26 protein-coding genes are annotated in these 23,941 nt (G+C 48.7%); 8 read left to right on the plus strand and 18 right to left on the minus strand.

Annotation, left to right across the window (positions count from 1 at the left end):
* A partial coding sequence (locus FD01_RS07275; RefSeq protein WP_162257348.1) for an ABC transporter transmembrane domain-containing protein occupies positions 1–928 on the minus strand: 928 nt, incomplete at its 3' end.
* Between the two features lie 252 nt (positions 929–1,180).
* On the opposite strand from FD01_RS07275, the gene FD01_RS07280 reads away from it, so the two are divergent.
* From FD01_RS07280 to FD01_RS07320, 8 genes are all read left to right on the plus strand, one after another.
* On the plus strand, positions 1,181–2,044 hold the full coding sequence (locus FD01_RS07280; RefSeq protein WP_056963491.1) for an Rgg family transcriptional regulator: 864 nt from the start codon (positions 1,181–1,183) through the stop codon (positions 2,042–2,044).
* Between the two features lie 892 nt (positions 2,045–2,936).
* Positions 2,937–3,356, plus strand: coding sequence for a hypothetical protein (locus FD01_RS07290; protein WP_054719198.1), 420 nt, complete (start codon positions 2,937–2,939; stop codon positions 3,354–3,356).
* 9 nt (positions 3,357–3,365) lie between these two features.
* Complete coding sequence (locus FD01_RS07295; protein ID WP_056963495.1) at positions 3,366–3,749, plus strand: hypothetical protein; 384 nt, start codon at positions 3,366–3,368, stop codon at positions 3,747–3,749.
* Between the two features lie 990 nt (positions 3,750–4,739).
* Positions 4,740–4,964 carry a hypothetical protein gene (locus tag FD01_RS07300; protein WP_056963497.1) on the plus strand — a complete coding sequence of 75 codons (225 nt, stop codon included), beginning with the start codon at positions 4,740–4,742 and terminating at the stop codon, positions 4,962–4,964.
* Positions 4,965–5,073: 109 nt separating this feature from the next.
* The gene (locus FD01_RS07305; RefSeq protein ID WP_056963499.1) at positions 5,074–5,313 is read left to right on the plus strand and encodes a hypothetical protein; all 240 of its coding nucleotides are present in this window, start codon (positions 5,074–5,076) and stop codon (positions 5,311–5,313) included.
* 60 nt (positions 5,314–5,373) lie between these two features.
* A complete protein-coding gene (locus FD01_RS07310) occupies positions 5,374–5,781 on the plus strand; it encodes a hypothetical protein (protein ID WP_054719190.1) in 408 nt (135 codons plus the stop codon).
* Positions 5,782–5,792: 11 nt separating this feature from the next.
* Positions 5,793–6,062 carry a hypothetical protein gene (locus tag FD01_RS07315; protein WP_054719187.1) on the plus strand — a complete coding sequence of 90 codons (270 nt, stop codon included), beginning with the start codon at positions 5,793–5,795 and terminating at the stop codon, positions 6,060–6,062.
* A gap of 17 nt (positions 6,063–6,079) precedes the next feature.
* Entirely contained in the window at positions 6,080–6,451 is a 372-nt protein-coding gene (locus FD01_RS07320; protein WP_054719184.1) for a hypothetical protein, read from the plus strand.
* 260 nt (positions 6,452–6,711) lie between these two features.
* On the opposite strand, the gene FD01_RS07325 is transcribed toward FD01_RS07320, so the two are convergent.
* The 17 genes from FD01_RS07325 to FD01_RS07400 all read right to left on the minus strand — a co-directional run bounded on the left by FD01_RS07325 (position 6,712) and on the right by FD01_RS07400 (position 23,869).
* Positions 6,712–8,316 (minus strand): DUF3991 domain-containing protein, encoded by a 1,605-nt coding sequence (locus tag FD01_RS07325; protein ID WP_225436267.1) that lies wholly within the window; start codon positions 8,314–8,316, stop codon positions 6,712–6,714.
* A gap of 49 nt (positions 8,317–8,365) precedes the next feature.
* Positions 8,366–9,631: a MobP2 family relaxase gene (gene mobP2, locus FD01_RS07330; protein ID WP_054715260.1), complete on the minus strand. Its 1,266-nt coding sequence runs from the start codon at positions 9,629–9,631 to the stop codon at positions 8,366–8,368.
* Positions 9,628–10,068 carry a hypothetical protein gene (locus FD01_RS07335; protein WP_054715259.1) on the minus strand — a complete coding sequence of 147 codons (441 nt, stop codon included), beginning with the start codon at positions 10,066–10,068 and terminating at the stop codon, positions 9,628–9,630. The genes mobP2 and FD01_RS07335 overlap by 4 nt, the downstream gene beginning before the upstream one ends.
* Positions 10,068–10,319, minus strand: coding sequence for a hypothetical protein (locus FD01_RS07340; RefSeq protein WP_056963501.1), 252 nt, complete (start codon positions 10,317–10,319; stop codon positions 10,068–10,070). Before FD01_RS07340 ends, FD01_RS07335 begins: the two co-directional genes overlap by 1 nt.
* A gap of 409 nt (positions 10,320–10,728) precedes the next feature.
* Complete coding sequence (locus FD01_RS07345) at positions 10,729–11,541, minus strand: hypothetical protein (protein ID WP_054715244.1); 813 nt, start codon at positions 11,539–11,541, stop codon at positions 10,729–10,731.
* A gap of 17 nt (positions 11,542–11,558) precedes the next feature.
* A complete protein-coding gene (locus tag FD01_RS07350; RefSeq protein ID WP_225436180.1) occupies positions 11,559–12,185 on the minus strand; it encodes a hypothetical protein in 627 nt (208 codons plus the stop codon).
* Positions 12,186–12,194: 9 nt separating this feature from the next.
* Positions 12,195–13,172, minus strand: a complete 978-nt coding sequence (locus FD01_RS07355; protein WP_054715243.1) for a CHAP domain-containing protein — start codon at positions 13,170–13,172, stop codon at positions 12,195–12,197.
* Positions 13,172–15,085, minus strand: coding sequence for an ATP-binding protein (locus tag FD01_RS07360; protein WP_056963503.1), 1,914 nt, complete (start codon positions 15,083–15,085; stop codon positions 13,172–13,174). Before FD01_RS07360 ends, FD01_RS07355 begins: the two co-directional genes overlap by 1 nt.
* A complete protein-coding gene (locus tag FD01_RS07365; protein ID WP_056963505.1) occupies positions 15,069–15,665 on the minus strand; it encodes a hypothetical protein in 597 nt (198 codons plus the stop codon). Before FD01_RS07365 ends, FD01_RS07360 begins: the two co-directional genes overlap by 17 nt.
* Positions 15,652–15,987 carry a hypothetical protein gene (locus tag FD01_RS07370; protein WP_054715242.1) on the minus strand — a complete coding sequence of 112 codons (336 nt, stop codon included), beginning with the start codon at positions 15,985–15,987 and terminating at the stop codon, positions 15,652–15,654. The genes FD01_RS07365 and FD01_RS07370 overlap by 14 nt, the downstream gene beginning before the upstream one ends.
* 11 nt (positions 15,988–15,998) lie before the next feature.
* Positions 15,999–18,380 (minus strand): pLS20_p028 family conjugation system transmembrane protein, encoded by a 2,382-nt coding sequence (locus FD01_RS07375; RefSeq protein WP_225436181.1) that lies wholly within the window; start codon positions 18,378–18,380, stop codon positions 15,999–16,001.
* Positions 18,381–18,390: 10 nt separating this feature from the next.
* Entirely contained in the window at positions 18,391–20,940 is a 2,550-nt protein-coding gene (locus FD01_RS07380) for a VirD4-like conjugal transfer protein, CD1115 family (protein ID WP_054715272.1), read from the minus strand.
* Between the two features lie 259 nt (positions 20,941–21,199).
* Positions 21,200–21,280 (minus strand): putative holin-like toxin, encoded by an 81-nt coding sequence (locus FD01_RS16895; protein ID WP_225436268.1) that lies wholly within the window; start codon positions 21,278–21,280, stop codon positions 21,200–21,202.
* A 143-nt stretch (positions 21,281–21,423) separates the two neighbouring features.
* Positions 21,424–22,014 (minus strand): hypothetical protein, encoded by a 591-nt coding sequence (locus FD01_RS07385; RefSeq protein ID WP_054715271.1) that lies wholly within the window; start codon positions 22,012–22,014, stop codon positions 21,424–21,426.
* A gap of 5 nt (positions 22,015–22,019) precedes the next feature.
* Positions 22,020–23,168 (minus strand): ArdC family protein, encoded by a 1,149-nt coding sequence (locus FD01_RS07390; RefSeq protein WP_056963507.1) that lies wholly within the window; start codon positions 23,166–23,168, stop codon positions 22,020–22,022.
* Between the two features lie 2 nt (positions 23,169–23,170).
* Positions 23,171–23,398 (minus strand): hypothetical protein, encoded by a 228-nt coding sequence (locus FD01_RS07395; RefSeq protein ID WP_054715241.1) that lies wholly within the window; start codon positions 23,396–23,398, stop codon positions 23,171–23,173.
* 9 nt (positions 23,399–23,407) lie between these two features.
* The gene (locus tag FD01_RS07400) at positions 23,408–23,869 is read right to left on the minus strand and encodes a single-stranded DNA-binding protein (RefSeq protein WP_054715235.1); all 462 of its coding nucleotides are present in this window, start codon (positions 23,867–23,869) and stop codon (positions 23,408–23,410) included.
* Positions 23,870–23,941 lie beyond the last annotated feature (72 nt).

Raw genomic sequence — 23,941 nt, forward strand, 5'->3', positions numbered from 1 at the left:
CAAATTCCGCCGGATTATTTTGAATATTGGCCGCCGGAATAGCGTGCCGCGCGACAAGTAGCGTTGCTATTGGGCCGAAAACAGCTGCCGTATATGAATACGTTGCAACTATGCTCCCTAATGTGGATCGCCCAGAAATGACGAGATACCCGCCAAAAATGAGAATAGCAAATGGAACCATAGTTGTTATCAGTGCTGAAAGGCTATTGACGAATGTCATAATCACGTTAAGCTTAATTGCCGTTTGTTTAAGATGAGAGGAATCATTTTCAAATTTTGCTTGATACTTGTCCTGAACCTTATAAGCATTTATCATTATGCCCGCTTGTATAGTCTCGGAAATTAACGAAAGTATTCGATCTTTATAACTTTGAACTTCAGCATAGCTGTGTTTGGATATGTCCCCCATTCTCAGATTTGCTAGTATAAATATCGGTAATACAATCAATAGAGCGAGAAATGTGTATGGACTCAACCATCCTAAAATAACTAAATATATGATAGTTAGTACTAATGATGAGACCCCAGAAATGAACAAATTTTGAAACTGACCTGCGATAGCATCACAATCGCTTACAATTGCGGTTTGAGCCATTTTCCCAACAGATCTATTTTCATCATCAGTCTCAAATCTTAAAATTGTTCGGTTAAATATTCTGCCTCGCAATTTATATGAGATATTCTGAGTCCACTTGGATGAAATAACGCTGAGAATATAATTAAAAATCAGCTGAAGTGAAACCAAAGTAGCAAAAATAATTGAAATAATCAGTAACAAACGATAATTTTTGTTTGGGATCACATGATCAAGTAGAACCTGAAGAAGCAACGGGATGGGAATAGACATCATAACCGTAACCAAAACTAATGCCCCGATTAACATACATTGTCGGATATTAGCCTTGACTATCCCATGAAATGACAGCATATCTACACCACCTTACACTCAGTGCATCATCGTTCATATGAACAACCTAATTCCAACTTGGGCACACTAAAGAGACTAGCCACATACAATGATGATTCCAGCCAGGTGATAGAACATTCCAATCGCCATTTCCAACATATCACTCACCTCCCGAAATCTAAGTTAGCAGGAGGTGCTATAATTTAAAAGGAAATGTGAAATCTTTCACTTTGATTGCATGCAATGCTTTTCTTTTTTGGGAGGGATATTGAATTGGAAAATTCAGGCAATTGTATTGGAAGCACCTTCAGAAATCTTCGTCAACGAAGACTTCTTGAGATAAAGCAGGTTAGTGGCAATTTACACGTTTCAACCGTGTCTCATTTTGAGCATAAAGACAGCGACATTCGCATTTTCACGTTAATGAGTATTCTCCGTGAGACGATGACCGATCCTCAAGAATTTCTAGAAATCGTTGATTTACAGGCAGGATATTTTGAAACCTTGATTCATCGGATTGAGCATGCTTATGATTGCTTAAATCTTGAGAGTTTGCTACAAATGAGGGCCGAATTTCCATTTTCTCCGCTCACCAGCGCTCCTAAGACTCTGATTAATTTAATTCTCGAAGTTGTTATTTCAGATGTTCGACACGTGTCATTTACATTCTCATCAGAGAAGCTCAACTTTATTATTCCATACTTGCTTCACAACGGGCCTTGGTACAAGCTTGAATATATTGTGTTTGGAAATGTCTGTCACGCTTTGCCTACTAAAGTAAATGATCAGATTGTATCGCATATGCTCAAAGTATACGATGACTGGCATCTGCCCGAATATACAACTAATCTTGTAATTGTTATTTTTAATCTGGCCGGTGATCGAATGAATCAGGGAAAGCTGGCCGACGTGAAACAGTTTATCGATATACTCAGCAATCTTTCCGTAAACTGTGAGCAACTCTACTTGGAATTTCACATATCCTTACTAAGGCTGGCCTATCACGTAAAGCTTCATCCCGAAAACAAAAAAAGCAAATACATGTTAAGTAATTTGCTAAGCACCATTTCAATGATTGACAAATCACTATTTGTCAAAGCATCTGACTGGCTAACGCAAATTGACATTTCCCTTTGATAAGGCCTCAGCTTATCACGTTTTAGGGTCGCACAAAACAGACAATATATAAACGTATTCAAATTTCCGTAATTCGAAAGACACACAACATACTACGACGCTACCGGATTCACCGCATTCATCTCATTTTGGGTAAACTACGTCAACTTTCGTGGGCGAACATCACGTCGCGAATCTCATTTGCTTTGTTTTGATCTGGGCGGTATTTGGCATTGGAACCATACTACCGATGTTGGCACAAAGTGTGCGAAGGTTCCGCGACGCTGGGATCCACGGCGGATTTTTCGTCGGGCTTCAGGTCCTCGGAATCATCGCAGATATTCTCATGTTTAGTGGGATTACCGGAATCGCCTGCGTCTTATCCGAAATTGCAGGGATCGCTGTCTTCGTGATCACATTGCTGCCAACAAAGAATCCTCCGATCAACGATCCAATCATTTAAGGTCTGTGATCACGTTCAGTAAGACCGCAGCCTGCACTGCAAAACCGGCAATGTAGGCTGCTCCTCAAAGTGACGGCACGGCCCAAGGGCCCTTTCGTGCTCGTCACGCACACGCAGTAACATTATTTTCCTGATTGGACTTGCATATGATTAGTTCAAGACCTTCCGGATCCAAGCTCCGGGGCGTTCCGCCAAAAGCCAAAGCGGTAGAAACTAGCAAGCTAGTTTCAAATCATAGAACTGATCTACGTCTTTCGCGCTCCGCCCAACGCCGCTTTGCGGCTACACCGGCCGACCGTCCCACACAAGGGGCGGTATTTTTTTTGCAAAAAACGCAAACAAATCCCTACGGCACTCCCTTGTGTGTGCCGGTCGGCCGGTGTTACGGCTACGACGTCGAAAGTCGCAGATCAGCTCTCGAGAGCGTCGAAATTGAAGGAGGAATTAATTTTGAAAATATCAATACAGGAACTTGTGAAACAAGTCAACGATTTACCAATAATTGATGTCACCACAAACGAAAACGGTCAGTATTGGAGTGTAAATTTCGTTTCAGAGGCATTAGCTGGTGGTAGCTTTTGTCTGGAAACCGGACGAAGTGTCCTCGACGAAGAATACGACATCTCAAATCTCGACACAGTGGTTAATGAAGACGCGGCCTACCTCATTGATTACAGTGCAAACTCAGTCTATTCAGCGGCCGGAACAACCTTTGAACAGCTAGTGGCTACACTGGAATCTTTTTTTGCACATTCAGTCTACGTCAACGACGACGGCTGGTATCACACCTTAATGCCAACACCTCTCGCAAAAGCGCTTGTCCAATTCGGCGACGGTCTTGTTCAAGAATTTATTCACGCAAACTACTAGGAGGACGCTATGAAAACAACTTACGATGAAATCATCAAACAATCATGCGATAAATTGGCCCAAACCATGAGCGACATGACTTACTGCTATGAAGAAACCAATGTCCCCAAAAAGCATTACAAGAAGCTTCTGTCAAAGTCGATTGAAGAAGTCTACGCTGATTCCGTCAGCCTTGAAATGACCAACAATTACTATAAAATGTTAGCACCACTAAACAAAGGCAATCGCAAATGGTTTGTGGAAGCAATGCTATATATAGAGCTTGGCACCGCGCCTGACAAGGCCGGCGCAGAAGTTAATGGCAAGGTCAGTCGAATGGCTGATGCTATTATGGGGCAAAGGGCCTCGATGATTGACCCCCAGATTCTTGCCACATTAGCACCAACACGCTAGTCCTGCCTGGTTGCAATACAAAAGCACGACATAATGTAGACACAACGAGTGCTGAGCCCTTACATCGTCAAGGGGCTTAGCACTTTTTTGTTGCAAAAAGTAGCCGACGGTCCAGTGCAGTTGGCAGTGGTAGGCGGCCGTACCGGCCGCGCGAACCGGCGCCACACCCGCACGGTTTGCAGGCCTCGTTGTGCGTCGTAGCAAGTAAACGATCGCGGCTACAGTATATCGCGGTACGGCAAAATCAGCCGCACACGCTGACTCGAAGCAACAGCCAACTGCACCGGACCGCCGGCATGAATCAGCGAAGCCCACGCTGATCCATGCCGGCTTCGCTATCTCTTATCGCAAGTTCTGAGGCAACTTAGACAAGTCAAGCGGACAACCACCCGTCAGAGTTGCTTCTCCTCGACGTTTTATTACGATTTCCAGACCTAATTATTGCAAGATTCGTGCATATTCATTCGGTTCTGTTTCCCCTGCTCTTTCGCTGCCGGGTCCGGCTGGACAACGGCTTCCAGATCAAAGCCCGATCTACAAGCCGTTTTGAGAAGCGATGGTTCGCCAAGCCGACTCGCTCATCGCGGTTATGTTGTGCACGCTTCTTAGACAATGGCTGGGCAACGAATTGAGTGGCCCTAGATCCTTGTATCCGGATATTCAACATTCAAGCTAGGCGACAGCATAACCCACGCGGCACCGCCGCGGGCGCAAGCGCCGAGACCCCTTCCAAGGAAGGTTCTCGTAGCCTTGATTCGTACATTAGACCAGCACCAGGGGCACTAACCGACAAGTCGGCAAGTGCCCCTAGGTTCGGAGACAAGGGCCGCAAAAACTTTTGTTCCACAAGCCCAGTTCCACAAAACTTTTTGACTTGCGCTGCGCTTACCCTTGTCACCTCACCTGCTGCCGGTGCGAATGTGTCATCAAGACGGCTCGACAAAAACCTTCCTTAGAAGGGCCAGCCGCCATAAACAGGAGGACTGCACCATGAACGAAGTAACCACGAAGGACTACACCGCCATCAAGAAAGAACTCAAGGAACATAGACGAGTTTGCCACCTTACCAAGCTAGAGTTTCAAGCCATTCTAAGTGCATACGCCGCCAACGACTGGCAAGCGGTTTATTCAACCCGGTTATACAAGAATTACGGCGGCGAGTATTGCCTTCTTTTAGAGCTTATCGCTAGGCGCACTACCGCTACACCCGCATAGCGACTAATGAATTTCGTCCGATCATCGTTCACTTTAAGGAGGTGTTGCTTATGAGATAGCCAGTGTTTCGACAAGATGCAATATCTGTATTGCCACGGAGGAAATTCACTTGAAAATCAATATGAAAAAAATCAGTGTTGTCGCGGCAACGGCAACGCTGATTCCAACGGCAGTAAATCGTTGCAGTCAAAGACTACTCAACAACTTGTATGCCTTATGTGAACTTGAAGAAGACGAAAAAATGAGCCCGGGAGAGCTATTCATTGGTGTCAGCGTCACGCTTGGAGCGTTCCTCGCGGTTCTCGCATTAACCAGCTTCATCATCTTACATGGTTCAGCTTACAAGTAATCGGCACTTTTTTCAACTTAACGTTCCACACACTGTGGATAACTCAAAGGAGACAATATCATGAATGAAATCGAAGCAATCTTTCCAGTGACGCGTGAAGTGTTTGACGCATTAGGCGTATACGTACAATGCCACCAATTCCGGTTACTTGGCACGACTAACGTTAACGTCTTGGAACAAACCATTACCCAACTGGCGCACATGAATTACGCCGCCAACTTAGCTTTTCATCACACCGAGCCTGAATGCTGGCTGGAACTTGAAAACTACCGGTACAGCCCGACGCGATCTGTCATGATTGACTTAGCCAACATGCTACCGCATTACAACCGTGCACGGGCGCTAGAAGCGGTGCAACTAATCAATAAGAGCTGTGGCCCGCTCAAAACCGCCGACGATCAGATATTACTTGGTAGTCTAGAAGAACGGCTTACAGCACCCAAAGACCGTGTCGGGTTATTAGCTTAGGAGGCGGTAACATGAACCAAACGATATTAACTGTACATCAGTACTCATGGGAAATTCGGGTCTTTGGTCAACGCGAACGGTTCCTAGCCATGACCGACCAGATTATGAGCGACTTTGGCTTATATATCGCACCAACTTGGTTAGCCCTTAAACGAAGCGATGAAGTACAAGCCGGGCTCTGGTATTTATCCCACTACTATGACCACGACACCCATACTTTTGCAGGACTAGAAATGCAATTAAAGGCCAACATACTGACAGTACGACAATTCATCAACTAAACAAGGAGGGCATCAATATGGCATGTTATGAACGCTTCGATGATGACTACCCGCTGGCGTTGATTGAGCAAAACATCTTCGACAATAGGGAACTTCAATCACATAGACCTGTTTTCTGCTATCCGCTTCATTGGGATAACCCAGCAGTCAGTGCGCTGGTCTTCGAGCCAATGGCACTCATGTATCAAGAAGACGAACACGAGCAACGCTACTACGTTCTACACCCCGTGTCTTGGTCAACACTCACGCATTCAGGCTACCACCTAGTGACCACCGATCTACACCACGCCTTATCGTTCAAGACAGTTACCGCTAAACGCCGTGCAATCCTAGCGATTATCTGTGTTAGTGAAAACCGCCGTGAAATGGATCACATCATCAACAATTAGACCAACGCAAATAGGAGACGATTGGAGCATCAGCCCCGATCGTCTCCTTTGCTTTTTCCAGCATTGATTGTGCGCGGGGCGGCTCAGCGTGGCCGGCCGTTCCGGCCGGGTGCCGTGGGGCGCCTGGCCCGCCCACGCGGCACGGCAACGTTGTTCGTCGTCACAAGGTTTCGGTAAAGACAACGTTATTGCGACGGCACGGGAAAAACCACCCGCACACGTCGCTGCTCGTGTCTACCCCGCCGCCTAGGCCACTGCGTTCATCTCGCCAACGCCCGTTGTGGTGGAGAACTTTGCCGGCGCGGCTGCGCCTTGCTCCTGAGTGAAGTCGGCTCAGCCTCGGCTCCCATGGCACGTTCGTCTTGCTTATCAACCGCGTTGTATCCATAGGTCTTGATGAGATAAGCCATTTCTTGAGGAGAATCAGCCTCAAAGAATCCGATTGTTTGGTCGAACCGGTTGACGGCCTGATAGCGCATTGTCCCATCACTGTTTGACTTACGATCAACTACTATCTGCTGATCATCCTTTGCATAGGCGTGACGGCTTAACACCACCGACAGTGACTCGATACGCATGGATTTCAAATCATCGTTCCAGTCCTTGATTGGGTGCGTTACGGGCTCATATCCCTGCTTAAATTGCTGAGCATAGCTACTAATTTTTCCCGCAAGTTGCTCTCGAACGTCTGCGGTCATGCCAGGCTGTAAGCGACGAATCAGAAGTTCAAAATCCGGTGTCTGATCCTTCGTCACTAGCTTCATCTGCGTTGCAATCTCAGTCGCCCGATCGGCGTACTGAGTGCCTGTATAGGGTTGATCAATATTATCTGCGCCATCAATGAAGCCACCTTGGAATCCAAAGCCGTTACCAAGCTCACGTTTGCTGTTGAAGTTAGTTTCGGCTTTTTCAATGGCTGCCAAATCACGCCAATCAACGTCTACAGTAGTGGCAACGTTGCGTAATACTGCCTCTCGGTCTTGAGGAATCTGGCGATCATGTGGCATCAAATTGAAGTACGGCAAGACTTCACCCGTCTCCTGAATTACGTATTGATGATCCTTCATCATCCGATCAAAGAACGTATGCCCAGCGGGATCATTATCAACGCCAAAGCCAATGCTGTTTGGTACATTACCAGTAAGTTCATACATGTATTGAATTCCCTTAGTAACCGTCGCCGGCTTCAGGCCATCCATTGATAGAAACATGGAATTGTTGGTCTCAGGGTGAGTCGATAGGTACGACAACGCGTCAATCGGCGCTTCAAAAACTAACAGTTGATCCGGTTTGCCAATCGAAAAATTGAAACCAAAGTCTTGCTCCGAATTCTTCATAATTCGCTTGGTTGTCCCACGACGCCCGTTTTCGTCATAGTCAATCGTTGTTCCTTGCGTAGCGGCACCAACTCTTCGACCGCTCTTGGCCCAGACGAACACCACGTCGCCATTTTGGTTTTGTTGCAAGAACCCTTTCTGATGCAACGTCGCAATTAACTGTGGGTTCAATCCGCGCGCGATTGTCAGGTAGGCGTTGGCGCGAGTGAAGTCTTTACTATTGCGAGTATTGTATTTGAAAGGTTCCGTTTTGCGTTGTCCGATTTCGGCGCGGGACAAGCTAGGATCATTCAGTAGCTTCACTGCATCTTGCATTGACTCAACACCAACGACATTCATCATGAAGTCGATTGGATCACCATGCTGCTGCCGCGAGTTCCAGTAGAATGTGTTATCCCTCGCATTAACTACAAAGGAGTCATGTTCAACTCCCCGCCAATTGCTGGTACTTTCTTGTTCAAGGTTGATGCCGTTACGCTGCACAACATCTACGATTGACGCTGACTTGGCGCGCTTAAAATCTTCCATCCATGACACATAGATCACCTCCAAAAAAGCGCGACCCTAGAGGCCGCGCTTAACGATATAAGTCTTGATTTTGATTAGTACGCTTGCTTTCTTCCTCAGTGGCGCTACGATCATGCGCTTGCTTATTCAACAAGTGTTGCTGCACGTCGCCGCGAAAAAGATTCTTGATTGCCTTGAGCGAAGCCAAGATGCCATGATTCGGCGCGCCATCAGCGGGTGAACGTTCTGGTAGATCAGTAGCACCTGTCTTGGAGTCGTCTTGCTTGTATTGATTCCACCGATCCTGCGCCAGCATCTCCTTGAGCACGGAATTCCCCATGCGGGCAAACAGCTCACCATACTTGTGGTCATAGTAGTCTTGCGCTCGGTTCTCTTCCTTACCTGGCTGACCTTTACCATAGAGAAATTCACGAAAATTTACCTCAGTCATCAATTGCGAGTCGAACGCTTCTAACTCGGCCTTGTGATAGAGCTGCATGTACTGACTGGCGAAGCCATCAAGTAACGGGCGCAAATTTTTCATGCCGTTCATGTTGTAGCGCCACTGCCGCCGATCATCAGGTAACTTGCTATAAATCTGCTTGTAGTAGTTCATCAACTGCCAATCCGGGAGATCACGCCAAGGCTGCTGATGAGCTGGCAAGCGGTCTCGAATCAAGCTAGAAATCTGTGCGAGCGATGGATCGCGATTCAATAGTTCATTAGCGACAGCGGACTTAAACTTGCTGAGTGTTCCTGCCTTCAGGTAGCCCTTGCGTTCCTGAATTACCTTGCCATCGCGTTCAAATTCCATTAACTCTCGCTGCGGATCAGGCTCGACCGTTGCGATATGCACGTGAATGTTATCCGTGTTGAGATGGATTGATGCCGACCAAAGCGCCGACGCCGTGAGTCCCTCATTGGCAAGTAGTCTGCCCATGCCGGTGCGAATCGCCGTCCGAAGTTTCTGTTGATCCACTTCTTGGGTTTGCAGATCATAGATACCATGCTCGGCTAAGAATGTGTTGTCGAAGCTCACAACCGTCTGCCACATGACCGATCCGGCACGTTCGGCCTTTTCAAACGATTGTCGCAACTGCTTCCGTACATCAAGATCAAGTTGGTCTTTGCCAGCGGTGAAGATTCCGGTACTCTTCTCGGGATTTTCCATGTAGTGGTTGTAGCCATCATAGTTGACGGCATTCCAATCCTTGAAGTGTTTAGCACGCATCGCATCGGAGCGATTGATGTAGTTGATATACCCGGAGAAGTGCTCATCGCCGGGTCGTTCAAAGCGCATGACTGAAACAATCCCTGGACTACTACTCACGATCATTCACCGCCCTTCATGCGCTTGTACTTGTCACTGTTACGGTAGACTTGTTGTGCCTTAATTTGGTCGGCAATCTTCTCGTCGGCGCGCACGATTGCATTGCTTTGCACATCAGTCACCGGGAACTGTTCCTCCATGCCGTGCAAGACGAGAAAGCCATTCAACAACTCGCGAAACATCGCGACGGTACGTTCAGTTGACCCCGTCCGCAAGCGGATTGGATCGATCAACTGCTTGATTTCCGCTGCGACCTGCTGGGCTAAAGCTTGGTTTCCCAACAGCTTGTTTTGCATCTCTTGATGCTCGCGAAGTAATCCTTCAACGGCCTCACCTCGGTTCTTGCACTGATGGCTCACCATGTACTGATCGATATACTTCCAGCCATATTCACCAGACTCAGGTGAATCTAAATATAAGACTCGGCGTTCATGCAACATCATCACTCCCTCTCAATTCCCAATGAATCTAACATTGCGTTGATCACATCTGTGTTGCGCTGGATCACAACACTCGACTGCCGCGCAAGCTCACTCAAATCGTTCAGCTCGCCTTCCACATAATAGTCACGCGCGTGCTGATGAATCAGTCGCGCTAGATACTTGTTTCGCGTCATTCCTTTTACATCCGCCAACTGCTTGATGATGGCAGCGTCCGCATCTGCCACTCCCTTGATGTGAATATCGACTACCAACTAAATCAACCTCCTTTGTTCGATTTCTACAAGCGCGTCAATTCAAAAAATCGGCCTTGAAGTTGCTAACTTCGAGACCGAAAACCAAGTCCAAAACTAAGTGAAGGGTGAGCGCTATGATCCAACAGACCGGATCACAACGCTCACCCTTCAAGTCCAAAATATCGACAGGGGCCGAATTTTGGACTTTTAGTAGATGGGCATAAGGGAAAACTGAACCCAAATATGGGTTACACCGCAGTGCGGTGGGTTTTCCAAAGGGGTCACATTCGTGACCCAAGTGCCTAAGATTCAAGCTTTAGGGCACAAGGAAAAATTCCTTTTGTGCCCAATATTCAATGATTTGTGCACCCAATTTCTCGATTTGTGCCCTAAAAGCGGTATTCTGGGCACCAATGATTTCAGGGGCTCAATCCAGTTTTTCGGCATAATTGGATCGTGCCTGCCGGGCACTAGTGATTGCTTTGCGAGTTTTCGTCACCGTAGTTTGATGCTGTTTAATAGAAGATTTCGTTTGCGCGATCTTAGTCTTGGTGTCAGACTTCTGAGATCCAGTTTGAAGAGCCAACGACTGCTTTTGCTTCGCTAAGGTCTTCTCGAGCGTGATAATGTTGGCCTTACTCTTGGTCACCTTGTGCTCAAGCGTCCGAATCCTTTGCGAGTAATATTGCACCATGTAGGCGAGATATTCCTGCTGAAGCTGATGCGTTGTTGGCCGCTTGTAAGAGCCAGCGTCCTTTGCCTTTTGAACTAACAAGGCTTGGCTATTGGCTGCCTCCAAGCCGCTTCCTGTTGTCTTCTTATCTCCGATCACAACATAAAGGAGCGCTTGCTTTCTGGGTACTCGTCTGACTGTCACGATATAATAATCGGGACTCACTTGAGTCAAACTCGATGATAGGATCTCGCCATTTTCGTGACCTTTGGTGCGAACTTTTGAGCGAACCGTAGCCAGCGGATCAAGTTGATTGTCGCTGACATAAAGCCCTAGGCGATACGTTTGATTGCTGTAACGCTTTGCGTTGGCGTAGACGAAAGTGTTCTGTCCCATCACGAACGACTTACCCATGACAAGCCCCGACTCATTGATGTTTTTGGGGAAGACAACGAACAAGGCCAGCGTCACACCGATTGCTGCCAGAATCCAACCAAACAGTTTCTTGAAGCGTCGCTCTGCTTTATTGCGGTCCAAAATCTGGACATGTTTTTCTTCAACATCCACCAGTAAGCCTCCTTCCTTTACTGATCGTTACCGGCCTGATCAGTGACTGCGGTGAACATCTGACTATGACTTACCAGTCCTTGATCAAAACGCGCTAGTAGTACGCTTGAGTATTGAGCGTGACTGCTATCATACGAGTATGAATATGTCATGTGGACACTCACCAACGCATCCTTTCCGGCTCCGGGTTGGATCATCGCAGTAATGGTATTCCACTCGATCTCATAGGCTGTCGCCTTCGTCTGAGTCCCTGAAGTCGCAGTAGTCGGTGCCAGTTGATTGACTTGTTCTGGGGTCGCCACCTTCTTCAATGCAGCCCGCTTGGCGGTCACGCTTGGCGAGTAGTTCTGGAGAATTTTGGCGTACTGAATGGCCGTATTCTTGAGCTTCTGTTCACTTGACTTGTAGGAGGAGAGCTCGGCTTCGACAGCCTTTTGAGCCGCCTTGGCCGCCGATTCTGCCGTTGAATTGCCACTCGGTGCGACCCGCTCTTTCTGCTTCACCACGCGCGTTTTCGTCACGACTCGTGGTGTTTGTTGTGCGACCCGATACCAACAGCCGCCAATTACAACCGCCAAGACGGTCACGATAACTGCATAGCTGACTAACGCGACCCGGCCTAAATTATCGATTCTAAAATTCACTTGATCACCTCATTTTTGATGGATATACACGTATGACGACACGTTGCTAAGGGTCTGATAGTTCGGCCCAGTTGACGACGGAAAGCCAGTGCCACCTTGGGAAATTTTGATGGTGCCAGCGCTAGGGTTGTACGCTTCAACATAGGCAACGTGACCGTACTGTGGATCAGCTCGCCACGTCCCTACCATCTGCCCCGCCGCAAAAACTACGATCGTGCCAGCTGCTGGCGTACGGTTCACGGTGAAGCCCGCGGACGCAGCCGACGTACCCCACTGACAACCATTACCCCAGCCGTTTCCGGCCCAGCCACTACGCGCTTTGGCAAACCAAGTGCATTGACCTTTGGGATATGTGTTGCCGGCAGTGCTGAGTTTATATTGACCCGTCAGCTCCGATTGGTCGATGCCGGTCAAGTCAATTTTGCCTGGCACCGTCTTAAAGCGACGCGATCCTTGTGGCCCAGAATGGAGCCACTCTATCTTTTTGACGCCCAAAATCGTTGTCCAGCCAATCGACGACTTCCAATCTGAATTGTTGAAAAAGGCAAGCAGTTGATCCAAGGCATTGAGCCGATTAGTGTGTCCATCTAGCGCGTAGTTTGCGAAAGTTCCCGCTGTGTACTGGAGGACACCTGCGGCTTCGTTACCGCCGGAATTCATGTCTTGAACCTGCTGAATAACAGCCGCATTGCCGCCTGATTCATTTTGGATAACGGCTTCTAAGTTCTTGATAAAATCATCGCTGGGATCCGCATTCATCGCGGTTGCGGCAATTTTTATCAGTTGTGGATCATATTCACCGTTGGTGGCAACGTCACTGTTTTCGGTGCTCGATTGACTAAGGAACATCGACAAAATGCCAACTGTAAAGACCGTCACCAGCAGTAGCCCCACTGCGGTCATGATTGCTGGCAGACCAGTCCACGCGATGAATCGGCGAACTAAAAGGGCGTTCTTCAGGGTCTGCTTTTCATGATGTGAATCCATCAAGCACCACCTTCAAACGTCCTCAATTCTTCGTCTGTAACTTGGAAATTCATGTGTAGCTTATCAGTGCCAACCAACAGGTACGCCTCACCCTTGCCAAAGTCAGGGAGGCTTGCGAAGTCCTGTTCCGTCATCATATTGCCGAACAGTGACCGGAGGATCCCTGGATCTTCTTTGGTCTTGATTGTCGAAACATCGTGCTTCATTAGCACCTTGTATTGGCAAAGCGAATACAGCTGGTTTAGCGCATTGACCGCCTTAACCATACCCTTGTCAGAGACATTGGCACCGCTAGGAAACATTCGTTCCAATCGTTGCGTGGCTAAGACGATCGATCCAAACATCTTGCGATCCTCAGACATTAACTTCACGAAGAAGTCTGCGACGAAGGACTTGTCAGTATTCAAGATGGTGTGACATTCGTCGATGATCATCAACCAATGTTGCACATCGATCAGGTCTTTTTCCCGCGCATCATAGACTTTCTTTTGGGCGTGGCCAAGGCGCATACAGTTGTTATACGAGTCGATGATCGCATTGTAAATCTGCAAGTCTTGGATGGAGTCTTGCATCGCGTCGATCGTACTCAGCTGATACGAAACCACCTGAAGGTCGCTCAGGTCTGGAAAGCTTGAGTACCCATCAAAGAGATCCCAGAAGGTTGACTTCAGTTGACCCAGTGACAACAAAATCGACTCATAATAGCGTGTCATCTCAGGAAAAAGATCCTTAGCGGATGCATCTTGAATGAATGCCACAACGTCTGAAAGTGTCGGGTACTCTGTGGCGGCCAAAGCCGTCACCGGTGGCCGGTCTGGATCAAGATAGTGATGTTGTTTGTAGTAACGATCACACAACTGTGAAAAGGCATTGGCCGTGCGTTCATCGGCATCTCGATCCAACAACCGATACTTAATTGCCAAGCCCCCAATGTGGGCACGATACGATGCAATAACGTCAGGATCAGAGGTCTTCTCGTCATACTGCGTTGGGTAGACTTGAAACATATTGATGATGCCGTCAGACCCATCGAGGTTGATCACCGTGCTTTTGAACTTCCGCACCAGTGTCGCAAACTCACCCGTTCGATCAAACACTCGCACTAAATCACCGCGAATGGCCCGCTCCCATAGGATTTTTTTGAGGCTAGTGGACTTGCCACTACCCAAGTCTCCCGAGAGAAAAGTGTTGTAGTACGTCCGCGTATTGGTAACACGAAACATGTCCCAATAGACTGTCCCGCCAGTTGGCGTATAACCGAAATACGAGCCATACGGATCACTCAGGGAGGTTTGGTTATGCGCGTAGCCCAGTCCCATGACCTGCCCGCTCAGCGGCAAGCCTGTGCGTCCACTAGGCAAGCGCGACTGCTCGACAATAGGCAAGAACATCGACTTGTATTCGTCCGCGTTCTCATCTAAAAAGACGGTCGCCCCGTAGCCATCAGTCGCTAAATCCGAGATCACATCGTTGACTTTACGATTCAGGTGATCCACAGAATCCGCGTAAAGGTAGATACGCATGCTGACTTGCTTGATCACTTCCCCTTGTTTATTGAGCTCCACGGATAACTTCCGCAACGGTAACAATTCTTGATCAATCAGGTCGCTTTCTGTCGTCGAGTAGGCGCGGTGTCGTTGGATCTCAAGTTCAGAAATCGAGCTTGAAATTTGCTTGGCATAGTTAATCTTCAGATTAGTGTAATAGTCCACTACCGCTGTTGCGCCATGCACTGCCGTTAGCTTTTTGAGCCAAAAATCGCTGAACGTATCGGGGATCTCATAGACATGCACACAAGCCATAAAGACGCTACCGAGGCGCACGAAGTATTCGTTCTTGGTATCTAGCCCGCCTGCTGGTTGAATCTGATAGACGAACCCATCGTCGATCACCTTGCTATTGTTCTTCTTCACTGGTATCCACCCCCGGATTATTCATCAGTCGATACATCAGTTGCTTTTCAGCAATCGTTGTCGGCTGAAAGCCATAGACCGCGCCCTTCGCCTTAGCGTCTTCAATATTGGCCTCAAGCTGCTTAGGCGTCGTGCCAAACAACATGATCCAACTGGATAGCTTGCGATAGTGCTGCTCAAGATATTGGAGGTTGTAAAGCTCCTTTTCCAGTTGCTCAACTCGAAACGGATCAGTAGTCGTCTTGATCAGATGCCGGAAGTACCGTTGTTGTACATCGTTGTTTTCTGGAAAGTTCAAGAAGATTTCTTTTACCGAATGCGTATACTGCCGCATAAACCGCCATGAGCCGTTCTCAATCGCATCAGCCTCCTGTAGAGTCAGTCGATCTAAGTCATGCTTCTCAGGCTTCATGACGTCCGCATAGTAAGTGGATAGTCCACTCTTAAGAATGATATAGCCTTGCTTGCTAATACCAGCGATTGGCAAGATCGCAGTAATCTTGCCGCGCTGCTTGCGTTCCTCAGTCTTAGTCCGCTGGTCACGTTCCTTGCGTCGATCCAGCGCATTAAATCCGGCCATGGCGAACACCTTCTTTCTCCTCATGGAATTGATAGATTGGCCGTTGAATCGCGTGGTATGTTCGCCGCGACTTACGGACAATCTGCATCAGCACTTGGTAGTTCTTTTTGTCGTAGACGCTAGACGGCGACAACATCAAATATGTGATCGCCGCTGTTTCAATCGGCGCCAGCGCTTGTAGAAAAGGCGAGACAAAGCGAGTGAATAGCAGCCAAGAGATCCCCGCTGCTACCAAGATCACGATGAAGTCTGCAATCGTGAGGTTTTTCGAATACTGGGCCTTCATCATCATCTTTTTGGAAAATTGAATGTTGTGATACATCTAACCGCCCCCTATTTCAGATTTTTGCCTTGGCGCAAGCTTTGGCCGGTGGTCTGACCAACACGATATGCCCGCCGTACTGCGGTGACAGTCGGCGACTTAGCCAAGGACTGATGCGCCCCAATATTGACATCGGTCAGTCGATTGGAGATCACCGTGCCAAGTGTTTGGTTAGCCGTCGTATCAAATTGATGTTGTGCGTCTAAGGCGGCATGTTGGTCATTCAAAATCGCCGTTTGTCCAGCTTGAACCGCGCTAGCCGTTGCGCGCGGCATTGATTGCGTGGAAACATGTGGGATACCGTAACTAGCGGCGGTGCTCCCGTTACCACCAAGCATTTGTGGTCGTTGCTGAGCCCCTTGTGTTTGAGTGCCACCCAAGCTTGGTTGCGTTGCCGCACCAAGAACCGCGGCCTGACTTCCTTGAGGAGCTTCCGCAACGCCGACGGGAATAGCTTCACCGCTACTCATACCCGGTACAGCATGTTCAGGACTGGTTCCATAACCAAGTGCTTGTCGTGCAGCTGACGAGCCTAGGGCCGGCGCTGATCCAGTGTTCATGCCAGGCTGGGTCATTTGGCCAACCTGAGCTGGTCGAAGCTTGCTACCAACTAGGTTCTTCGCGGCCTGCGGTAGCTCTGGTGCCGCAACATCCGGAGTAGAGTAATCCTGACTTCCATCAAAGCCATCGCTGGCCTTGGCATCGCCTTGCTGTAGCTGTGGTGCCGTACCGTCATCACTAGTCGGATTGGTTGTCGTACCATACTCGTTCGGTGATTTGGCACTATCAGCCCCAATATCCGCTTGCGCTGGTAAATCAGGCGCAACAGTGGCCGGTTCTTCAGTATTCGTGGTTGCCCCAGTACCAAGCGCAACGCCACTGGCTCCTAATCCAGTTTCAGCAGCGCCATTATCGGCAGCACCCAAAATTGGCACCGCCTGATCCTTATCCTTATCACTAGCACTTGGTTGAGCAGCGGCGGTTAGAATGTCGTTGGTCTGAGTAGCTGTAGTCGGACGATTATTGGTTTGTTTTTGATCTGGTCCTTCAGCCTTCATCGGATCAAGTTCTGGCTTCTTACCCGCCGCGCGCACCGGCGCGCCACCGCCCAGTTTGTCACCAGGTAATTCTGGTTTCTTGGTCAAGCCAGCACCAAAACCAGCCAACGCTGATCCGGCGACTAGTCCTTTGCCCGCGAGTCCCTTGGCCGCACCGCCGAGCTTCTTAGTCGCATTCAAAGCAGACCGGGTCGTATTGCCCGCACCACGCGCCAGCAACATCACGTTGGTCATGGTTTGTGCCATCGAAGACAACCCAGCGTCGATACCAAAGACCGCTTGAATGATATTCGGGCCGTCAAGCACGAACAGGAAGGCGCCGATCATCGCGAAAACGCGCGCGACGCCGCCAACACCCGCCTGCGTGATAAAGCTCAAGAACTGCGCATAAAATTGTAGGATCACACACAGCAGAAACGCGACCACGAATGAATCGCGAAGCTTGGCAATGATTTGACGATTTCGTTTGCCTGAGTCGAAGTCAGTGAGGGCAGCACCCTGAGCCAGCAGTCCAATGAAATTGATTTCCATAATGATTTTGACCAATTTGAAAATTACGATCGCAACCGTGACCAAATACAATAGTAGATTCGCAGCTAGGATCCATGGATGCCAGGAATACCGGTAGTAATTATCATCGAGCTTGAAAGCACCTTGCATGTTGTGTAACTCCCACTTGCCAGCGGCGTTCATAGACAACTGTTTGGAAAGAATCTTAGTGCCATCGTCGCTGGCCTTAGAGCCACCAAACCAGCCGCCAGTATCGACCTTCTCGTTGATACTAAGCAATTTGATGTCTTCCATAGTCTTGATTTGGTTAGTTGTCTTGGGGAGCTTGGCCTTACCACCACTCGTCTTCCAACCAGCCTTATCCAACATGTAGACGTCGGTAATATTGCCTTGATAGATAGAGACTGCCGATGGCGTGTTCACCATGGCCTGTTCCGCACCGGCAGTGATCAACTTTGTGCCTTGCGTCATGACAAACGTGAGCCCAAAGAACAGCAACAACGCCACCAAGAAATTGTTACCTTTCTCGTGGTAATCAACGCGCTTGTTATGCATCATCATCAAGCCCGCCCAGATCAGTCCGATCGTTGCTAAGGCCCAAATAACCGGGTCATACGTCTTGAGAAAATTTTGCAACGGCGCATAGTCCCAAAAGTTCAGCAACTTGTACATGCTCGCGAAGATGCCGGAAAGTGCGTTAACGACGGTGGTGAGGCCATAGATAATCATGTATCCGATCCATCGTAACCCATCAGAAGCAAAGTTAGTGACATGCAAGTAATCCGCATAAGCTCTCAGGACTGCAATAATTTGTGAATCACTCAATAGCTTTCACCTACGATTCTTCCTCCTTGATCTGAAACAGAGGCTTCAGTTGTCGATACGCTTCCGGTAACAGGTCTCGGTTCTTGATCAAAAAGACCTTCATCTCACCGACAGTCTCATAGCCCATGAAAATCATTTGCCGATCCATTGGCATGTGATGCTCCACAATATTGTGCAACATCTCAAGCTGCCCTTTCGTGAAGGCTTCCTCAATTGATCGAAGATCCTCTTTAATTTCACTAGTAACATTTGGATTCATAGCGCGACGCTCCTTTCCTTTTGACGCAGGCCCAGCGCCTGCAAACGGGTCTACGATAGTTCGCTTATGCGGCGCGGCCTTCACGACATCAATGTTGCGGGTACCATCAGACTGTTGCGTGACTTTAAGTTCCACGTTCTCCGAAGTATGGACATAAAATTCTTTGGGTTCTGATTCCTTCTTGGTTGGCTTCTTAGGGTTCTTCGCGCCTTCCACTTCTGGATCCAAACCAAACTCCTCACGATTGATGACCAATTCACTCAAATCTAGATCAGCGTGACTTGAGCGCTGATTGTCATTCAATTCTTCAAACGTCTGCGGGTGGTTGAAACGATCTTCAAGGTACTCATAGGCAAAGGGCATGCCGTAGCCCTTGGTCGAGTCCGCAAATACAGGCCATGCCGTGACATTGTCGCCATTAAGGTTCTGGCGTTGCTTGGCACGGATCAAGATCCACTCACCCTTGCGCATCTGCCGCAGTTCCTCAGCGGTCATCAAGTCTCGCGCCTGTTCGCTTTCGCCGTAGGACTTATCCAAGCTCAGCGGATCACCATGCCGCGACGGCGCGATAATGGTCTTCTTTCCTAGCAGTGAGGCAAAATACTCTGGATCGTGCTTGCCTTCAGGGAGGATACATAGCTTATTCCCACAAGCATCAAGAATTGCTTCGGCGCCACGTTCGCCGTACTTGTCTTGGAGTTGCGGGATCGACTGAAAGACTAAGTCATATAGAATGCCTCGCTGCAAGCCAACGTTCATTGATCGTGATAGCCCGTAAATGGCTGGAATATTGGAAACTTCTTCATATAGGTTCAACACCCGCCGTGGCAAGGCCGAGTCCTTAGACATCGTGGCCAACTTCGACAGCACGTAAGAAATCTGCGACAGGAACGTGGAGACAATCATGTAGTTGGAGTCGTCATAGTCTGGATAGCAAATAAACAAGGCGATCGGCTTCTCGCCGGTCGCCAGTTGCGCAATATCCAGGTCACTATGCGACGTCAGTCGCGCAATCGAATTCAAGGTGAAGTTCTTCAGCTTCGCCATGGCGCCGGTGTAGATCCCAGAACGCGTGATCCCTTGCGAGAAGGTGATCGTGCCATATTGCAACTTGGCTGGGTCATTGATCGCCAGACCGCCAAAGAATTCGTCTAGCGCTGTTGTCCCATTCGAGTCTGGATTCGTTCCCAATTCGTTAAGCATGACGGAAACGGTGTACATCGTGACCCTCTGCGGCGTATCTTCCTGATAACAGACCCGACACACGGCAAGGATCAAAGCATTACACAAAGCAATTGACGCTTCTTCCCACATCGGATCCGAATGGTTCTGATCATTGTGGAAGATTGAGTAACTGAGTGTATTGCATAGCCGCTGCGCTTCATCGTAGTCTTGCTTCCAGTAAGCAACCTTGACCAGCTCCAAAGGGTTATAGCCCATCGAAAATTCTGGTGTGATCAAGTTGAGGATCTTCACGTCCCACCCATGACGCTCAAACTCGGCTTTAGTGTTCTTGACCATATCCGCCTTCAAGTCGGTGACGATCACCGACTCTTTGATCGTGGCGCGCATGATCAAATCCAGTTTCGGGTACGTGAACGCTTGGGTCTTCCCTGATTGCGTCCCAGCGACAGCAGCGGTATTAGTCTTGTTACGATCAATTAGGTCATAACCATGTTCCGGCTTGGGATCTCGCTTATTTTCAACGAGGTCACCGCCTTCACGCTGCTTGCGTACGGTAATTGCATCAAACCCAATCGCTGCCTGCATCGGCTTCATGGTGTAGGTCTTGGGGATCGTCAGGGACAATGCCTCAGCTTGATCTAGAGGAATATGCAGCTGTGGCGTCCCTGGGTAGCCTTCATACAAACTATTATCTAGGGGAATTGCCACACTTTCTGTCGCCAGTTCTTCCGGTTCGGCAAAGCGCGCCGTCCCCATTGATCCGGTATTGATGTCTCGGTAAGCAATCCGCATCTGATAAAGCTTCATTGGCACCTTCCATAGCCAAAACAACAACGCAATCGCCAGCGGGATCAGCAATAACATCGGTTTCGTCAGCGGAACAAACAGACTTTTCAGGCTGAACACCTGTTGCCAAGGAAAGTGCATCAGTTGTATATTGCCAACTTTCTTAGGCCCAGCCTGAATTAGGTTATGTGCCATCGTCCCGAAGTAATAGATGACGTGGGTCACTAGGTTGGCGAATACGTACACGGCTGAGAAGCTGAGCACACCAGTGGCCGCAATCACCTTGGGATCGGCAAGAATTTTCTTCCATTGTTTGAATGGCGTATTCATCGCACCCATCACCTCTTTTCATTAATTTCACGAAAAAAGCAGCCAGACAAAGGCGCTGTCTGACTGCTCAAGCACGGTTTCAAATCAAAACCATGAATAGATATTGCCGCACTGATTGTGAGTGCGTTATAATGTGGTTGTAGCTAAAACACCGACGACACTTATTCAGCGCCGCCGGTGTAAGCAAGGCCGGATTGCTCCGGTGGCCAGCTAAATCAAGTTACTTTTCAATAACCGTCATCGCCGGGAAGCTGGACGGTTATTTTTTGTTGTCTTTCATGATTGCCACGATCAATGCGCCAAAGGCGATCATCAGTGACAGCGCTTGGTATACGCTCATGCTTGCTCCTTTCAGAGCAACGACTACAAAGGCTCATAGGCATCACTCCTTTCTTTCGAAAGCAGCTAGCCACCATCCGGCCTTTCCTCACCAAAATACATTCTACCAGAATTTCTAGCGCACATATACCTCATTCATCGCTTCTAACGCCGTTGAGTCTTCTTTAGATGGATGCGACGCAAGGCGTTCTGCATGTCGACAAGCCCCTCTTGAATGGCAAACAGCAGTGTTGTCACTGTGGCAACGGCAATGATCATGCTCAACCAGCCATTTAACCCTGGCATGACTCGCTGAAGAAGGCCACCGCCAACATAGCTACCAATCAAGTACAGCGCAAGGTTCACAATACTTAATTTGAGCATAACGCTAACCAAATCAACAAAGACCATACCAGCGGCAAGTAGTGCGATTGTCCCGATCACTGGGTACGGATGGACTACTGGCAGTCGTCCAATCTGATTCGATGCGATCCAGATAGCCGCGACCAGCAAAATAAAGCCACATACTAATTGAATCACCTTGTGGATTTTGTTGTGTCGCCCATCATACGCGGCTACACGCGCGTCCCATGACTGATTGTCATCGTAAGTAATGACGACCGTATGCACCAAGTCTCCCGTTGAGACCAGCCCCAAAACATCCATACCCGCTGATTCAAGCTCATACAGGGCATCACTGACGCGATCATTCAACGTGCCCGCTGATAATGCCGTAACAGTCTTGATGGCTTTCATCAGGATCACCGTCCCATCGCCGCTTGAACAGCCTGTTTCACCGCAATAGGCTTACTGTCCCGTTGTGTCGGCTGAACTTGCTCTTGTCCCTGGCTTTGTTTCTGAACCTGATCCTGAGATTTTTCCATGGAGGCCGAAACGTCATTAATGATGGCGTTAGCGCCGCGTTGAATGTCGTTCATGATAGCGGCTTGTTGTTGCTCAGGCGCGCCATCAACGGCTTTGAATTGTTCTGTCCAGCCGGCAATATACGGTTTGGCGCGCTCAAAAGTGTTGATCCCCATGGACTTGCAGACAACGTAGCTAGTCATCTCGGCTTGCAGCTCCTTGATGCCTCGATAGGTTTCGCCTAGCACATCGTGAGTATCCCAAAACTTTGAAATGTCCTTGCTTTCAGCGTTATGCAGCCGGACATGCGCAATCTCATGAACCAGGGTGGCGGCGTACTCTTCCTTTCCCAGCCCTTGCTTCATGAAAATCTCGACAGGCAGACCTTCTGGTGTGCTGATGGCGGCACCTTTGGCTGCGCCAAGCTTGCCAGTGACCGTTGGGAAGCGGGTCGTTGTGGAGTTCGTTACCGGTGCGCCAAGCTGACTAGCTTCATCACGCAACGCCGCAATCAGTCGATCAACGGCCTCTGGATGCTCGTCAGGGAACTCGAAAGGCCGATTAGGGAAAATCTTAGGGTAGTCTGCGGCTTGGGCGTTGGTTTGGGTAATATCAAAGACACTGCCTAGACTGAAGTACGTCCCTGATTGGGTAGGCACATTTGGATCCTTGGAGGCTACCTTCGCCTTAGTCCCCGCGCTAAGTTTAGAGTAGGACACAAAGGCTTTCGCCTCATCATCCATATAGCGTTTGTACGACACTGGTACTAAAATCTTGAGTCCATGCTCACCACGCTTAACGTGCAGCCCTTTATCCGACCAGGTCTTATAAGGGGCCACATACAAAGCAGACTCATACTGTGAGCGAATCAAAGCCGTATTGCGGATGGAGTAGTTGTGTTGCGTGGCCATGAAATTCAGAAATTCAAGACGATCCTTAGGCGACATCGAATCCATCCGAATTTGTGGAATAGCGTTAGTCATCAAGTCCTTGATTTCCTTTTGCAGCTCCTCTGGACTCTTCTTGGGATATTTCTTTTGAGCCATAGCTAGACCTCCTTCCGGAAAAATTCAGACTGCGTCAACACTGGCGTATAGTCTTCATCCAAGTCATCTGTGACTGCTTGTTGCTGTCGTTCGTCAGCCGAATCAAGCATGGCTTGTAATTCAGACGCGCGTTCTCGGGTCACCACTGCAATCACATGATCGCCGGTCTCACAGTCCGTACCAGTGACCTGTGGCCCAATCACTGATTCCAAAATAATCAAATTCTCCATAGCTACCTCCTAGCCCCGTGACCGATAAGGATCATCATAAGGAGACTGTCCGAAACTCGGATCTGGCAATGGCGGCTGTTGGTCCTGCCGCTGTTCTGCACTACGTTGTTGCGCTTGCTGTGGCGCAGGAGTCCCATCCGCGCTGTCCGCTAAGATGTAGTAATCAAACGCCTGGATGCGATAGCTGGTGTGCGCGTTACCGTCATCTGTTCGGTAGGAATTGGACGACCAGCAACCGTTGACCAGGACAACACTCCCTTGACTCAAATGACCACTATTGATTTCTTCAAGGAACTGTTCAGCCAGTTCTCCTGAGAATTGCACTGGGGCAGAATCAGTATGCGTATTCCCGTCGTTGTAGTGCCGCGTATTTTGCATATAAATTTGCACATACTTACGACTCTTACTATCACTAACTTTTGCTTGTGAGACGACAGTACCCATAAATGAGATCGTGTTTTGCATTTGCATCACGTAACTTCCTTTCTTGTAATGAAAACAGCGCCTCTAAATAGGGACGCTGCTTAGTCGTAAGTGCATATC

It is taken from the genome of Lacticaseibacillus manihotivorans DSM 13343 = JCM 12514 (genome assembly GCF_001435035.1).
In the GTDB taxonomy this organism is placed as follows: Bacteria; Bacillota; Bacilli; order Lactobacillales; family Lactobacillaceae; genus Lacticaseibacillus; species Lacticaseibacillus manihotivorans.